This window comes from Pseudomonas fluorescens (assembly GCF_902498195.1).
Classification (GTDB): Bacteria; Pseudomonadota; Gammaproteobacteria; order Pseudomonadales; family Pseudomonadaceae; genus Aquipseudomonas; species Aquipseudomonas fluorescens_BU.
This window is the reverse complement of sequence record NZ_CABVIY010000002.1, coordinates 896,931-911,966: the sequence shown is the minus strand read 5'-3', so window position 1 is coordinate 911,966 and position 15,036 is coordinate 896,931. Positions and strand designations below refer to the sequence as shown.

Below are 15,036 nucleotides of genomic sequence, written 5' to 3'. Positions count from 1 at the left end.
TTAAGTAGCCACAGCAAGCAGGACGCGTACGTCGCGATGCAGGCCCACATTGGCCGGACATCGCTGGACACGGGATTGGCCAACCACTCCCGACGCACCTGACACCGACCGTGAGAAGTCGTGTGTGCCGAACGCCGTTTCCGGCAGCCCGGAAACCGACGGTACTACATGAAAAGAATGCTGATTAACGCAACTCAACCCGAAGAGTTGCGTGTTGCACTGGTAGATGGCCAGCGCCTCTACGACCTGGACATCGAATCCGGTGCACGCGAGCAGAAGAAAGCCAACATCTATAAAGGCCGGATCACTCGCATCGAACCAAGCCTTGAAGCTGCCTTTGTCGATTTCGGCTCTGAGCGCCACGGCTTCCTGCCCCTCAAAGAAATTTCCCGCGAATACTTCAAGAAAGCCCCCGAAGGCCGCGTCAACATCAAGGACGTCCTGAGCGAAGGCCAGGAAGTCATCGTTCAGGTCGAAAAAGAAGAGCGTGGCAACAAGGGCGCAGCCCTGACCACCTTCATCAGCCTGGCCGGTCGTTACCTGGTGCTGATGCCGAACAACCCGCGTGCCGGCGGTATTTCCCGTCGCATCGAAGGCGAAGAGCGCAATGAACTGCGTGAAGCCCTGAACGGCCTGGTTGCACCGGCCGACATGGGCCTGATCGTGCGCACTGCCGGCCTGGGCCGCAGCAGCGAAGAAATGCAGTGGGACCTCGATTACCTGCTGCAACTGTGGACCGCCATCAAAGAAGCGTCCCTGGACCGTTCCGCGCCATTCCTGATCTATCAGGAAAGCAACGTGATCATCCGCGCCATCCGCGATTACCTGCGCCAGGACATCGGCGAAGTGCTGATCGACAGCGTTGAAGCCCAGGACGAAGCCCTGACGTTCATCCGCCAGGTGATGCCGCAGTACGCCAGCAAGATCAAGCTGTACGAAGACAGCGTTCCGCTGTTCAACCGCTTCCAGATCGAAAGCCAGATCGAAACCGCTTTCCAGCGCGTCGTCGAACTGCCTTCCGGCGGCTCCATCGTGATCGATCCGACCGAAGCCCTGGTGTCCATCGACATCAACTCGGCGCGCGCCACCAAAGGCAGCGATATCGAAGAAACCGCCCTGCAGACCAACCTTGAAGCCGCCGAAGAAATCGCCCGTCAGTTGCGCCTGCGCGACATCGGCGGCCTGATCGTCATCGACTTCATCGACATGACCCCTGCCAAGAACCAGCGCGCCGTGGAAGAGAAAGTCCGCGAATGCCTGGAAGCCGACCGCGCTCGCGTGCAAGTCGGCCGCATCTCGCGCTTCGGCCTGCTGGAAATGTCCCGTCAGCGCCTGCGCCCATCCCTGGGTGAAAGCAGCGGCATCGTTTGCCCGCGTTGCAGCGGCACCGGCATCATCCGCGATGTTGAATCGCTGTCGCTGGCGATCCTGCGCCTGATCGAAGAAGAAGCCCTGAAAGACCGAACCGCCGAAGTTCGTGCCCAGGTGCCGATCCCGGTGGCCGCGTTCCTGCTCAACGAAAAACGCAACTCGATCACCAAGATCGAACTGCGCACCCGCGCCCGCATCGTCATTCTGCCGAACGATCACCTCGAAACGCCGCATTTCGAAGTCCAGCGTCTGCGCGATGACAGCCCGGAAGCCGCCACCAACCAGTCCAGCTACGAAATCGCCGCTGCCGCTGCCGACGTGGAAGAAGTCCAGCCGGCCGCCGCGACCCGCACCCTGGTTCGCCAGGAAGCCGCGGTCAAGACTGCACCGGCCCGCGCCAATGCGCCGGTGCCGACTGAAGTTGTTGCTCCGGTTGCCGCTCCAGTGGCTGCGCCAGAGCCAAGCCTGTTCAAAGGCCTGGTGAAATCCCTGGTGAGCCTGTTCGCCACCAAGGAAGAGCCAGCTGCTCCGGTCGCGGTTGAAAAACCGGCCGCCGAGCGTCCGGCTCGCAACGAAGAGCGTCGCAACGGTCGTCAGCAGACCCGCAACCGTAACGGTCGCCGTGACGAAGAACGCAAGCCTCGCGAAGAACGTGCACCGCGTGAAGAGCGCGCACCACGTGAACCACGCGAAGAGCGTCAGCCGCGCGAAGTCCGTGAAGTCCGTGAAGAAACGCCAGCCGTCGCTCGCGAAGAACGCGCGCCACGTGCACCGCGTGAAGAACGTGCTCCGCGCCCTCCACGTGAAGATCGCAAGCCACGTGGCGAGCGTGAAGAACGCGTACGTGAACTGCGTGAACCTCTGGATGCTGCTCCGGCTGCCGCTGTGACCGCTGAAGAGCGTCCAGCCCGCCAGCCACGCGAAGAACGCGCTCCACGCCCACCGCGTGAAGAACGTCAACCGCGCGCCGAGCAAGCCGCTGCCGCCGTTGCCGAAGAAGAGCTGCCAACCAGCGAAGAGCAACTGCAGGAAGACGGTCAGGACGGCGCCGAAGGCGATCGCCCACGCCGCCGTTCGCGTGGTCAGCGTCGTCGCAGCAACCGCCGTGAGCGTCAGCGTGATGCCAATGGCAACGTGATCGAAGGTTCGGATGATGCCGAGTCCGGCGACGCCAACGAGACCAGCGAAGCGCCAAGCGCTGCCGACCTGGCCGCCGGCCTGGCGGTGACTGCTGCTGTCGCCAGCTCCGTGATCAGCGCTCCTGCCGAAGCCCAAGCCAACGAGCAAGCCGAACGCGCCACTGCCGCCAGCCTGGAAACTGCTCCAGTCGAAGCGCCAGCCGTTGAAGCGACGACACCGGTCGAAGCTACCGCATCGCCGGAAATCGAACTGGCGCCAGCCCCTGAAGCTCAGCCTGTGGCTGAAGCGGTCACCGAACCTGCCGTCATCGCGGAACCCGTGATTGCCGCAGAAACCGTGACCGAAACCGTGACCGAAGCCGTTCGCGAGGTTCGCGAAGAGCAAACCGCGTTCAACTGGGTTGCCGAACCAGCCGCTGCCGAAGCACCCGCCCCCGTCGTTGAAGCCGAAGTGGTTGAAGCCGTGGTCTCCGAGCCAGTGGTTGCCGCTGCCGAGCCTGCGCCGGCGGTTGAAGCGCCGGTGGTTGCCGAAGTGCCTGCTCCCGTAGTCGAAGCTGCCGCTGTCAGCAGCCTGACGCCAAGTGGCCGTGCGCCGAACGACCCACGTGAAGTGCGTCGTCGCAAGCGTGAAGCCGAGCGCCTGCAGAAAGAAGCCGAACTGGCTGCCGCTGCTGCTCCGGCTGAAGCGATTGTCGCTGACGTGGTCGAGGCAGCACCTGCCCCGGTTGCCGAAGTGGTTGCCGAGCCTGCCGAGTCCGTGATCCACGAAGCACCTCGCTCCGTTCAGGACGCGGTGGAGCAACACGAACAGGCCCAGGAAAAAGAGCACGAGCCTAAACCCCTCGTCTGATTCCTCCAGCCAATAAGAAGCCCCGCCTGGTGAACCCAGGCGGGGCTTTTTTATGTCCAGTCAAAGGATCGCAGCCGTCGGCAGCTCCTGCATTGAAATGGCGTACACCCTGTAGGAGATGCCGAAGGCTGCGATCTTTTTGCTATAGCCTAAACACCAACTTCTCGGGCACATCCACATCCCACAACACGCCAGGATCATCCACCGCCACTTCAATCACCCGCCCTTGGGCAAACAGCGGTTTTGCCCCCCGATCACCCGACAGCGCCATCAATTCCGGACCAAAGCTGCGCCCGAAACCCACTGGATGCCCAAATTCACCCTCCTGCAACGGCACGCTGATGCAATCATCCGCCACCCGCGCAACGACCTGCTCGATGCTCGATGGGAGGACGAACGGCATATCCCCCAACACCATCAGCCAGCCAGCCAGCCCCGCACACGCCGCCACCCCGGCCGCAATGCTGTCGCCCATTCCGGTTGACTCGATCAGCACGATCTCGCAGCCATAGGCCTTGGCCATACGGATGACTTGCGGCCGATCGGCTGTCGTCACCAGCACGCGCCTGTCCAGCGCGGTCGGCACATTCAGCAGTGCGTGCTCGATCACCGAACGGACCACGCCATCCCGCCCCGTGCAATCGGCCAGTAACTTGTCCCTGTCATCGCCCGCCACCTGGCGAAACCGACTGCCCTGCCCCGCCGCCAGGACGATGACACCGACGGGTTCACTCATACGCCCTCCCGCAACGGCTTTTTCTGTTTCAACTCGACGCCGTTCTTGATTGCCACAATCTCGGCCATCAATGACAAGGCAATTTCCGCCGGGCTATGGCTGCCGATGTGCAAGCCGATCGGGCCGTGCAGCCGTTCGATGGCCTGTCGAGACAAGCCTAGTTGCGCCAGGTTGTCCCGGCGCTTCTGGCTGTTGACCCGTGAACCCAGCGCACCGACATAAAAGGCCCTGGAATCAAGGGCCGTGAGCAAGGCCATGTCATCCAGGCGCGGGTCGTGAGTCAGGGCGACGATGGCTGTGCGCTCGTCGGTCTGGATGTTCAGCACCGCCTCGTCGGGCATGCCCGAGACGAATCGGCCGTGCTGCGGTTCCCAACCGTAGACGAACTCGCTGCGTGGATCGCAGATCAGCACTTCGAAATCCAGTAACCGGGCCATTTCGGCAACATAGCGGGACAGTTGCCCCGCCCCGATCAGCAACAAACGCCAGCGCGGGCCGTAAATCGCCCGAAGCGTACGGCCATCGAATGTCAGTACATCCGTCTTGTCGGCTGGCTGTAAAACCACTTCACCGGTCGCAATATCCAGCGAACGGGCGACGATCTGGTGATCCTCGCAGTGCGCCAGTAATTGTGCGACCCACGCCGGGTCGCCGACGCGTTCCTCCGTCAGGCGCAACGTGCCTCCGCATGGCAAACCAAAGCGAGCGGCCTCTTCGCGGGTCACACCGTAGGTGATCAGTTGCACGGGCGGACCGTCCGTAGGGATGCGACCGTCATGCAATCGCGCGATCAGGTCGTCCTCAACGCAACCGCCTGACACCGAGCCAATCACTACGCCATCCTCGCGCAAGGCCAGCATGGCGCCAGGTGCCCGGGGCGCGGTGCCCCAGGTCTGGACCACGCTGTACAGCACCACCCGCTGACCGGCGCGGCGCCATTCCAGCACGCTGCGCAGAACGTTCAGATCGACGCTGTCCATCAGGCCCCGGCCTTCTGCCAGCCCTGCAACTGGTAGCGAACCGGCAGGTCGCGGATGCGTTTACCGGTGGCGGCGAAAATCGCGTTGCACAGCGCCGGAGCAATCGGAGGCACGCCCGGCTCACCGACACCGCCCAACGGCACCGTGCCCGGTGGCGTGACCAGATGCACCGCGACTTCCTTCGGCGCCAGGGACATGCGCGCCACTTCGTACATGTGGAAGTTGTCCTGCTGGACCTTGCCGTCCTTGAAACTGATCTCGCCCAGCACCGCGTTGCCCAGGCCCATCACACAAGCGCCCTCGAACTGCGCGCGAATGCGCTCGGGGTTGATCTGCGGCCCGCAATCCACGGCGATGTCAGCCTTATGCACAATCAAGGTGCCATCCTCTTTGACTTCGACCTCGATCACCGCCGCCACGTAGGTCACGAAACTGTAGTGCACCGCCAGGCCCAGGCCTCGGCCCTTCGGCAACTCACGTCCCCAACCGGCGGCTTTGGCAGCGGTTTCCAGCACCGTACGCAAGCGTGCGGTATCAATTGGATAACGCTCGGGCGATTCGCCGTAGTTCCACTCTTCGCTCAAGGTGCGCGGATCGATCTTGCGGTCCGGGCCGAGCAGTTTGATCTGGTACTTGAGCGGATCTTCCTTGGCCTTGTGCGCCAATTCATCGATAAAGCTTTGAATCGCAAAACCGTGAGGGATGTTCGACACCGAGCGATACCAGCCGACCCGGGTGTGCACGGTCGCCTCGGGGTTTTCCAGGCGCACATTGGGGATTGCGTAGGCCATGTTGGTGAAGCCCATGCCCAACTCGAAAGCCGCCTCATGGTTCATGCCGGGCGCAAACAATGCGGTGATGCTCGGTGCTACCGTACGGTGCAGCCAGCCGGACGGCAGGCCATCCTTGTTCAGGCTGGCTTTGAGGTGCTCCACCGACACGGTGTGGAAATAGGAACAATGAATGTCGTCTTCGCGGGTCCACTGCACCCGCACGGCCTTGCCGGGGAATTCCTTGGCCAGGATGGCAGCTTCAATGATGAAATCCGGCTTGGACTTGCGACCGAAACCGCCGCCCAGCAGGGTGACATTGAAGGTGACGCTGTCGAATGGCAGCCCCAGGCGTTCGCCGATCCGCTCGCGGGTGACCTGCGGCGCCTGGCTAGGCCCCCAGGCTTCGCACACTCCATCCTTGTAACGGGCAATACCGACCATCGGCTCCATCGGCGACTGCGACAGATGCGGCAGGTAATAGGACGCTTCCAGGGTGCTGTCGGCGCTTTTCATCGCGTCGTCGATGTTGCCGCTATTGCGCACCACTTTGCCGGGTTTCAGGGAAGACGCTTCCAGTTCCTTGCGATAAGCGATCGAGTCGTAACTGGCATTGGGACCGTCATCCCATTCGATTTTAAGCGCCTCGCGACCTTTGATCGCCGCCCAGGTATTGTTCGCCACCACCGCTATGCCGCCCAGTGGCTGAAACTCCGACGGCAGCGGACGGCTCTCGATCTGCAGGACCTTGACCACGCCGGGGACTTTCATCGCCGCCGTGGCATCGAAACTCTTGACCTTGCCGCCATATACCGCAGGCCGGGCGATAGTCGCGAACAGCATGCCGTCGAAATGCACGTCGGCGCCATACACCGCGCGACCGTTGACGATGTCGTCACCGTCGATGGCCTTGGTGCCTTCCTTGCCGATGTAGCGGAATTCCGATGGTTGCTTGAGCTTCAGGCTGTCACGCGCCGGTACGGCCAGGGCGCCCGCAGCGGCGGCCAGGGCGCCATAGTCCAGTTCGCGACCGGTGGGCTTATGGATGACCTTGTGCAGTTGCGCATGGCATTCACCCACCGGCACCTTCCACTGGTCGGCCGCGGCCTGTTCCAGCATGGTTCGTGCGGCGGCACCGCAACGGCGCATCGGCTCGTACCAATGGCGCATGCTGCGTGAACCGTCAGTGTCCTGGTTACCGAAGCGCACTTCATCACCCGGCGCCTGCCGCACTTTGACCCGCGCCCAGTCGGCTTCCAGTTCGTCGGCCACGACCATGGTCAGGCTGGTGCGTACGCCCTGGCCCATTTCCGAACGGTTACAGACCACGGTCACCGTGCCATCGGCGGCGATGCTGACGTACACCTTGGGATCGTCGACCCATTTATTGGGCATGCCGTCGGCGCCGAACAGTTTCTCTTCCCCTTCGGCAAACACGTCCTGCCAGCCCCAACTCGCGGCAACCACCAACGCACCGGTGGCCCCTACGCCCTTGAGGAAACCACGCCGACTGAGATTGCTCAGGGCGAAATCATTCGGTAAACGGCTCATGCCTTGGCCTCCTTCAGGTGAGTGGATGCCTGGCGGATGGCGGTCTTGATGCGGTTGTAGGTACCGCAGCGGCAGATGTTGCCGACCATCGCCTCTTCGATCTGTTCGTCGCTCGGGTTCGGGTGGGTCTTGAGCAGCGCGGTGGCGGACATGATTTGCCCGCCCTGGCAGAAACCGCATTGCGCCACGGCCGTATCGAGCCAGGCTTGCTGCACGACTTTGCCAACCGGGTCGGCGTTCAGGTTATCGATGGTCGTGACGTTTTGCCCGACCACCGAGCCGATCGGCGTGATGCAGCTGCGCGCCGGAGCGCCTTCGATATGAATGGTGCAGGCACCACACAGGCCCATGCCGCAGCCGAATTTGGTGCCGTTGTAACCGGCCACGTCGCGGATTGCCCAGAGTAGCGGCATGTCCTCGGTGACATCGAGTTGATGGTCTTGACCATTGAGCTTCAGGGTAATCATGGGCACGCCCGCATAGTTGTAAAGGTTATGGGGTCGAGCAATCTGCCGCCGGAACATCAGCGGTTGGCATCACGCAGATCGGCTCAGGCTAATGGGGGCTCTCTTATGCCGACGGGAACGTCTGCACCGGGCCTTTGGTGAAAGAAATGCATTGCATCGTTAGCTCGCTAAGTTAACGCAGCATTAACAAAAAAGCCCTGCACTTTTGATCAGTGCAGGGCTTTGGATTGAACCTTGAAAGCTTAGCTCAATACCGGTTCGGCTCCATTTCCAACTCAACCTGGAAACGCTCTGAAATATCTTTCTGAATGCGCTGCGCCAGATCCAGCAATTGCAGGCCGGTGGCCTCCCCATAGTTCACCAGCACCAGCGCCTGCAGCTTATGCACGCCGGCATCGGCTTCGCGGAATCCCTTCCACCCGGCCCGCTCGATCAGCCAGCCGGCGGCCAGCTTCATCTGCCCGTCGGGTTGCGCGTAGGCCACAAGATCCGGGTGTTGCACCTTGAGCTGTGCCACCAGCGCCGCCGAAACCAGAGGGTTCTTGAAGAAACTGCCGGCGTTACCGAGCACCGCCGGGTCCGGGAGCTTTTCGTTGCGGATGCTGCAAATGGCCTGGCTGACATCGCTGGCCGTCGGATGCTCGATGCCTTGCTCGGTCAAACGTTGCCGCACCGGGCCGTATTCCAGGTGCAGGTGCGCGGTGCGGTCGAGGGTGAAGCGCACGCGCAGGATCAACCAGCGCCCCGGTTCCTGCTTGAACAGGCTGTCGCGGTAGGCGAAGTTGCATTCTTCCAGGGTGAAGTCGCGCAGTTCGCCCGTCTGGCGATCGAGGGCGGTCAGGCCGGCGAACACGTCCTTGATCTCGACCCCGTAGGCGCCGATGTTCTGCATCGGTGCCGCGCCAACGGTGCCGGGAATCAGGCTGAGGTTTTCCAGGCCCGACAACCCCTGCGCCAGGGTGTGCTGCACGAACGGGTGCCACGGCTCGCCCGCCTCGGCCTCGATCACCACTTGTCTGCCGTCGTCACTCACCACGCGAACCCCGCGCGTGGCCATGCGCAACACCAGTGCCTGGATGTCGGCCGTCAGCAGCAGATTGCTGCCACCGCCAATCACCAGCAGCGGCACATCATGCGCTTGCACATAGGCCAGGGCCTCTCGCACATCGGCATCGCTGTGGGCTTCGGCAAACAGGCGGGCCTGAACGTCTACGCCAAAACTGTTGTACGGCTTGAGGGAAACCTGTGATCGCACCTGCAAACTCATAACCGTCCCTTCAGTTCGACCACCAGCAAATCGCTGGCACGCTCGATCAGGTCCAGCACCTGTTCGAAACCCTGCTCGCCGTCGTAATACGGGTCCGGCACTTCATCGAGTTCGGACTGATAACGACGCAGGAACAGGTCCAGCTCGGCTTTACCCTTGGCCGGCTGCAAGGCCTTGAGGTTGCGCAGGTTGCTGTTGTCCATCGCCAGGATCAGGTCGTAGGTGGCGAAATCGGCGCGGGTCACTTGCTGGGCGCGCTGGGCGGACAGGTCGTAGCCGCGCAGCCTGGCCGCGGCCTGGCTACGCTTGTCCGGCGCCTTGCCGACGTGCCAGTCGCCGGTGCCGGCGGAAGCGACTTCGACTTGATCGGCCAGCCCCGCTTCGCGCAATTTATGCCGCAACACGCCTTCGGCGGTGGGTGACCGGCAGATGTTGCCCAGGCAGACAAACAGAACCCGCATCAGGCCTCCAGCAGGCGACGAACGCGCTCTAGGTCTTCAACGGTATCAACGCCAGGTGGTGGCGCGATCAGTGCGTCGGCGACGTGAATCCGTACGCCGTGCCACAGTGCCCGCAGTTGCTCCAGGCACTCGGTGTTTTCCAGCCAGCACGGGCCCCAGCTGACGAAGTCGTGCAGGAAGCCGGCGCGATAGGCGTAAATGCCGATGTGACGACGGTACGGCACACCTTGCGGAAGCTGATCGCGAGTCTGGGCAAAGGCATCCCGTGCCCAAGGCAACGTGGCGCGACTGAAGGTCAGGGCCAGGCCGTTGATGTCGCTGACGACCTTGACCACGTTGGGATTGAACAGGGTTTCGACGTCTTCGATCGGCTCGCCCAAGGTGGCCATGCGCGCTTCGGTGTGAGCCGCCAGGTTGGCCGCGACCTGATCGATCACGCTCGGCGGAATCAGGGGTTCATCACCCTGGACGTTGACCACGATGGCATCTGGCGCCAGGCCCAGTTTCGCCGCGACTTCCGCCAGGCGATCGGTACCGGAATTGTGATCTTCACGGGTCAGCACCACTTCGGCGCCAAACCCCTGGCAGGCTTCGACGATGCGCGCATCGTCGGTCGCCACCACCACACGCTGGGCACTGCTTTTGCTCGCCTGTTCCCAGACGTGCTGGATCATCGGCTTGCCGGCGATCAGCAGCAGCGGCTTGCCCGGCAAACGGGTCGAGGCGTATCGCGATGGAATGACAACGGTAAAGGCTGTGGTCATTTATCCAGGCGCTCGTCGGTGGTCAGGGTGCGGGCTTCGGTTTCGAGCATCACCGGGATACCGTCGCGAATCGGATAGGCGAGACCCGCGCCCTTGCTGATCAGCTCGGTCTTGTCGGCGCTGAGCTTGAGCGGGCCTTTGCAGACCGGGCAAGCGAGGATGTCGAGCAATTTGGTGTCCATGAGCATTCCCTGGATAAAAACGGAGTTAAGGCAACAGACGAGCCGGCAACAGGCGCATCAACTGTGTATCGAACCAGGCCACGAAAGCCGGCGATGGCACAGCATCGACCGCCAGGTACCACCAATCGGCGGCGGCGAAGGCACGGCACTTCACCGCGTCCTTTTCGGTCATCACCAATGGCAATGACGGCGTGAAATTCAAGGCCTGCACGCTGTATTCGGCGTGGTCGGCGAATGCATGCGGGACTGGCTGCCAGTGTAGCGTTTCGAGGGTCTTGAAGAAACGCCGGGGGTTGCCGATCCCGGCCACGGCGTGCAGCGCCTGGCCTGCGGGAAAGTGATCGAGGGGACGCTGTTGACCACTGCGCAGATTGATCAGAGAGGTCGGTTGCAACTGAAAAGCAAAGCCACCGTCGCGATCAGCCTCGGCGCCGTTGTACAGCACCGCGTCGACGCTTTGCAGGCGCTCGACCGGCTCGCGCAGGGGCCCGGCCGGCAGGCAACGCTGGTTGCCCAGGCCACGGGCGGCGTCGATCAGCACCAGCTCCAGGTCACGGGCCAGGCGGTAATGCTGCATGCCGTCATCGGACAGGATCAGGTCCAGTGGCTCGCTCGCCAGCAAGGCCTGGACGGCGCGGCTGCGGTCCGGGTCGATCATCAATGGCACGCCCGTGCGCTGGACGATCAACAGCGGTTCGTCACCGGCAACGTCGGCGCCCTGATCAGCCTCGACCCGCCACGGCAAGTGCGGCGGCCTGGCACCGTAGCCACGGCTAACCACGCCGACCCGCAAGCCGCTGCGCTGGCAATGCTGGATCATCCACAGGATCAGCGGGGTCTTGCCGGTGCCGCCGACGGTAATGTTCCCGACGACAATCAAGGGCACCGGCGGCTGATAGATCTCGCCCTCGCCCGCCAGGAAACGCTGGCGCTTGTTGTTGACCACGCGCCGGTACAGCCACTCCAGCGGCTGTAACAGCTTCAGGGCCGGGTGACCCCGATACCACGCGGCGAGCAGGCGTTCGGACATGGCCATCAGGGCGCGGGCGGCGCCGCCTCGACTGTGGTCATGCGCAAGTGGCTGAAACCCAGCTTGCCGGCGGCGTCCATGGCAATGATCACCGACTGATGCTGGGATTTACCGTCGGCACTGATCGACAGTGGCCGGCTGGTGTCGCCATTGGATTGTTTCTGCAGTGCGTCCATCAGGGTCGCCAGGTCGCTTTTCGGCAGGATCTGGTTATTCACCGAGAACACGCCTTCGGCACTAATGGCGATATCCAGCTGCTTGGACTGATCCTCCGCCGGAGCACCGCTGACCGCCTCTGGCAGGTCGACCCGCAACTGGGTTTCCCGGGTAAAGGTCGTGGTCACCACGAAAAACAGCAGCAGGATAAACACCACGTCGATCAGCGACGCGAGGTTGATGTCCACATTCTCCCGTTGCTTGCGGCGGAATTTCACGCTTTGACTCCCGCCAGGTCCACGTCACGGTCACCCTGGACCACTTCCACCAATTTGATTGCTTCCTGCTCCATGCCCACGACCAGTTCATCGATCCGGCGTTGCAGGAAACGGTGGAAGAATACCGACGGAATACCCACCATCAGGCCCGCGGCCGTGGTGATCAACGCCTTGGAGATACCGCCGGCCAACACCGCGGCATTGGTGGTCATGCCCGTGCCCATGAAGGCACTGAAAATGTCGATCATGCCCAGCACCGTCCCCAGCAGACCCAGCAACGGCGCCATGGCGGCGATGGTGCCGAGGGCGTTGATGTAGCGTTCCAGTTCGTGAATGACACGCGCCGCGGCTTCTTCAATGCACTCTTTCATGATCTCGCGACCATGTTTGGAGTTGGCCAGGCCCGCCGCCAGGATCTCGCCCAGCGGCGAATTGGCGCGCAGTTCCTTGAGTTTTTCTTTATTGAGTTGCTTGTCCTTGATCCACACCCACACCTGCCCGAGCAGATGCTCCGGGGTGACGCGGCTGGATCGCAGGGTCCAGAGACGCTCGGCAACGATCGCCATTGCCGCGATGGAACTCAGGATGATCGGCAGCATCATCCAGCCGCCGGATTTGACCAATTCCCACACAGTGACAGTCCCCTCGAAAAAGTGCGCCACTCTAACATAGGGGGTGGGCGCACCGAAGACCGTGATGTCGCATCCGGTCGGGCTGTAATAGCGGGCAGTTATTTATCCGAAGGGGGCGAATCACGCCAGAAACGCCGTTCCTGACGCATCGACCATGCCGATTGGAAACGCCCCAGTTGCAGATGAATGGCACCCTGTTGCGCACTGTCGTGAATGGCCATGCCGTGTTTTCGATAACGTGCCAGGACTGTCGGATGAGGGTGACCGAACGAATTGCCCTGGCCACGGGAGATCAACACCGCCTTGGGCTGCAAGGCGTTGAGCAACGCCATCGAAGACGAACTGCGGCTGCCATGGTGTGGCGCCTGCAACCAATCGGTGTTCACGGCCAACGGGCCGTCAAGCAGGGCTTTCTCCGCCGCCGCATCTATATCGCCGGTCAGCAGCAGCCGCTCGCCATTGGCTTCGATCTGCAGCACGCAGGATTTCGGGTTGCTTTCGCGGGCATCCGCCCATTGCCAAAGCTGGAAATTCACACCGTCCCAGGTCCATTGCCGACCGCTCTCGCAGTCGCCGGCTTGCAGCGACGGCGGTAATGCCTCGGGTTCGCCACTGACCACGCGCGCCACCGGCAACCCCTTGGCAACCGCCCGCGCCCCGCCGGCGTGATCGGCGTGGGCGTGGCTGATCAGCATCAGGTCGAGCCCGCCCACGCCCAGCTTGCGCAAGGTCGGCAGCACCACGCGCTCGCCGAGGTCGTTATCTGCGAAGCGCGACCCGGCGTCATACAGCAACGCGTGATGGCGGGTGCGCACAAGCACGGCCAGCCCCTGACCGACATCCAGCTGCCAGATGTCGGCCATGCCCACAGGCACGCTCGGTCGGGGCGGAAAAACCAGCAACAGCAGCAAAGGCCAGCCCAGCGGCCGCAGCGGCATGCCTTGCGGCAGCAACAGCAGGAGCGCGCCGAATGCCGCCACGATCCATACCCACCAGGGGACTGCCGCGGGTATCCACGCCGGAACCTGCCCGGCTATCAGCGCCAGCCCCCTGAACAGCCAGTCGATCAACCCGCCGGCCAGCCACAACAGGCCCTCCCCCGCATAAGGCACTGGCAGCAGCAAAGTCCCAAGCAATGCCGGCGGCAGCACCAGCAGGCTGATCCAGGGCACCGCCAGCAGATTGACCAGCGGGCCGCTGAGACTGATCGGCAACCCCAGCACCAGCAATATCGGCGCCAGGCCGATAGCGATCAGCCACTGGGCGCGGGTCCAGGTTTGCCACCATCGCCACGCACCCAGGCGCCCGCTGAAGGTGAAGACCAGCACCGCCACGGCTCCGAAGGACAGCCAGAACCCCGGTTGCAGACTGGCCAGCGGGTCCAGCAAGAGAACGCCGTTGAGCGCCAGCAACAGCGGCCACCAGGCGCCAAGGTGGCGAAATCGCAAGCGCCAGATCAGCACCAGGCCGATCATGAAACAGGCGCGGCGCACCGGCACTTCGAAACCGGCCAACAACCCATAACCCAGGGCGGTAGCGAATGCGAGGCCGCAAGCCCAGGGCAGCCACGGCAGGCGGCCTGGCCACAGACCATAACGAGCGAGCCCGGCAATGAGTCCATACACCAGCCCCGCCAGCAACCCGATGTGTTGCCCGGAAATCACCAACAGATGCACGGTGCCGGTGTCCTGTAATACCTGCCAGTCCTCGCGGCTGAGCCCGGCGCCATCGCCCAGCACCAGCGCCGCCAGTGCGCCCGTTCGTCCCTGAGCGTCAACGGCCTGCAATTGCTGGCGAATCGCGTCACGCCAGGCCCATCGTGTATCGGCAAGTCGCTCGCCGTCCTTGACGGTCCCGGTCGCGCCGATATGCCGCGCCAGGAGCCAGGCGTCGTAATCGAAGGCGTGGGGATTGAGCAACCCGGCGGGACGCTTCAACTTGACCGCCAGCCGCCAGCGCTCACCGCTGTTTACGGGGGGTCCGTCATACCAGGCCAGGCGCAAGAGCCTTGGAACTTTCCCGTGTCGTGATTCGGCGTCCGCCAATTCGAAACGCACCACGGCCTCGCTGTGCTGCGGCAATCCCACCACTCGCCCTTCGATCCAGCGTGTTTCGCCATCCAGGTTCGCCGGCAAGCGATCATCCAGCGCCCCCTGCGCCTGCACGCACGCCCAACTCAAACCGAACAGGAAAAACGCCACCGGGTAGGTCTTGAACGGCAGCAACATCAAAGCCACTACCGGCAACAACATCCACAAACCGACCGACGGCAACGCCGGTAAAAAACGCAGGGCCAGCAAACCCAGCGCCAACGCCACCATCCCTGTGCGCATACGCCCGTCCTTGAGCCAGTGCTTGGTGTCCCGTCCCTAGGCATAGCGGTTCGACCGCACGACCGTCGT

At 62.9% G+C, this 15,036-nt stretch carries 13 protein-coding genes; 1 reads left to right on the top strand and 12 read right to left on the bottom strand.

The window, feature by feature from the left end:
• The first annotated feature begins 168 nt into the window (after window positions 1-168).
• Window positions 169-3,360, top strand: coding sequence for a ribonuclease E (rne, locus tag F8N66_RS09725; RefSeq protein ID WP_150769952.1), 3,192 nt, complete (start codon window positions 169-171; stop codon window positions 3,358-3,360).
• Between the two features lie 142 nt (window positions 3,361-3,502).
• On the opposite strand, the gene F8N66_RS09720 is transcribed toward rne, so the two are convergent.
• The 12 genes from F8N66_RS09720 to F8N66_RS09665 all read right to left on the bottom strand — a co-directional run bounded on the left by F8N66_RS09720 (window position 3,503) and on the right by F8N66_RS09665 (window position 14,967).
• Window positions 3,503-4,096 carry an NTP transferase domain-containing protein gene (locus tag F8N66_RS09720; RefSeq protein ID WP_150769951.1) on the bottom strand — a complete coding sequence of 198 codons (594 nt, stop codon included), beginning with the start codon at window positions 4,094-4,096 and terminating at the stop codon, window positions 3,503-3,505.
• A complete protein-coding gene (locus tag F8N66_RS09715; protein WP_150769950.1) occupies window positions 4,093-5,076 on the bottom strand; it encodes an XdhC family protein in 984 nt (327 codons plus the stop codon). The genes F8N66_RS09720 and F8N66_RS09715 overlap by 4 nt, the downstream gene beginning before the upstream one ends.
• Entirely contained in the window at window positions 5,076-7,397 is a 2,322-nt protein-coding gene (locus F8N66_RS09710) for a xanthine dehydrogenase family protein molybdopterin-binding subunit (RefSeq protein ID WP_150769949.1), read from the bottom strand. Before F8N66_RS09710 ends, F8N66_RS09715 begins: the two co-directional genes overlap by 1 nt.
• Window positions 7,394-7,864 (bottom strand): (2Fe-2S)-binding protein, encoded by a 471-nt coding sequence (locus F8N66_RS09705; protein ID WP_150769948.1) that lies wholly within the window; start codon window positions 7,862-7,864, stop codon window positions 7,394-7,396. Before F8N66_RS09705 ends, F8N66_RS09710 begins: the two co-directional genes overlap by 4 nt.
• A gap of 247 nt (window positions 7,865-8,111) precedes the next feature.
• On the bottom strand, window positions 8,112-9,131 hold the full coding sequence (gene murB / locus F8N66_RS09700; RefSeq protein ID WP_150769947.1) for a UDP-N-acetylmuramate dehydrogenase: 1,020 nt from the start codon (window positions 9,129-9,131) through the stop codon (window positions 8,112-8,114).
• Complete coding sequence (locus F8N66_RS09695; protein ID WP_150769946.1) at window positions 9,128-9,592, bottom strand: low molecular weight protein-tyrosine-phosphatase; 465 nt, start codon at window positions 9,590-9,592, stop codon at window positions 9,128-9,130. The genes murB and F8N66_RS09695 overlap by 4 nt, the downstream gene beginning before the upstream one ends.
• Window positions 9,592-10,356: a 3-deoxy-manno-octulosonate cytidylyltransferase gene (gene kdsB / locus F8N66_RS09690; RefSeq protein ID WP_150769945.1), complete on the bottom strand. Its 765-nt coding sequence runs from the start codon at window positions 10,354-10,356 to the stop codon at window positions 9,592-9,594. The genes F8N66_RS09695 and kdsB overlap by 1 nt, the downstream gene beginning before the upstream one ends.
• Window positions 10,353-10,538 carry a Trm112 family protein gene (locus tag F8N66_RS09685; RefSeq protein ID WP_007945752.1) on the bottom strand — a complete coding sequence of 62 codons (186 nt, stop codon included), beginning with the start codon at window positions 10,536-10,538 and terminating at the stop codon, window positions 10,353-10,355. The genes kdsB and F8N66_RS09685 overlap by 4 nt, the downstream gene beginning before the upstream one ends.
• Before the next feature lie 25 nt (window positions 10,539-10,563).
• Window positions 10,564-11,574, bottom strand: a complete 1,011-nt coding sequence (gene lpxK, locus F8N66_RS09680) for a tetraacyldisaccharide 4'-kinase (RefSeq protein ID WP_150769944.1) — start codon at window positions 11,572-11,574, stop codon at window positions 10,564-10,566.
• Window positions 11,574-12,002: an ExbD/TolR family protein gene (locus tag F8N66_RS09675; protein WP_150769943.1), complete on the bottom strand. Its 429-nt coding sequence runs from the start codon at window positions 12,000-12,002 to the stop codon at window positions 11,574-11,576. The genes lpxK and F8N66_RS09675 overlap by 1 nt, the downstream gene beginning before the upstream one ends.
• A complete protein-coding gene (locus F8N66_RS09670; protein WP_175376114.1) occupies window positions 11,999-12,634 on the bottom strand; it encodes a MotA/TolQ/ExbB proton channel family protein in 636 nt (211 codons plus the stop codon). The genes F8N66_RS09675 and F8N66_RS09670 overlap by 4 nt, the downstream gene beginning before the upstream one ends.
• 98 nt (window positions 12,635-12,732) lie before the next feature.
• Window positions 12,733-14,967 (bottom strand): DNA internalization-related competence protein ComEC/Rec2, encoded by a 2,235-nt coding sequence (locus tag F8N66_RS09665; protein WP_150769942.1) that lies wholly within the window; start codon window positions 14,965-14,967, stop codon window positions 12,733-12,735.
• Between the last annotated feature and the right edge of the window lie 69 nt (window positions 14,968-15,036).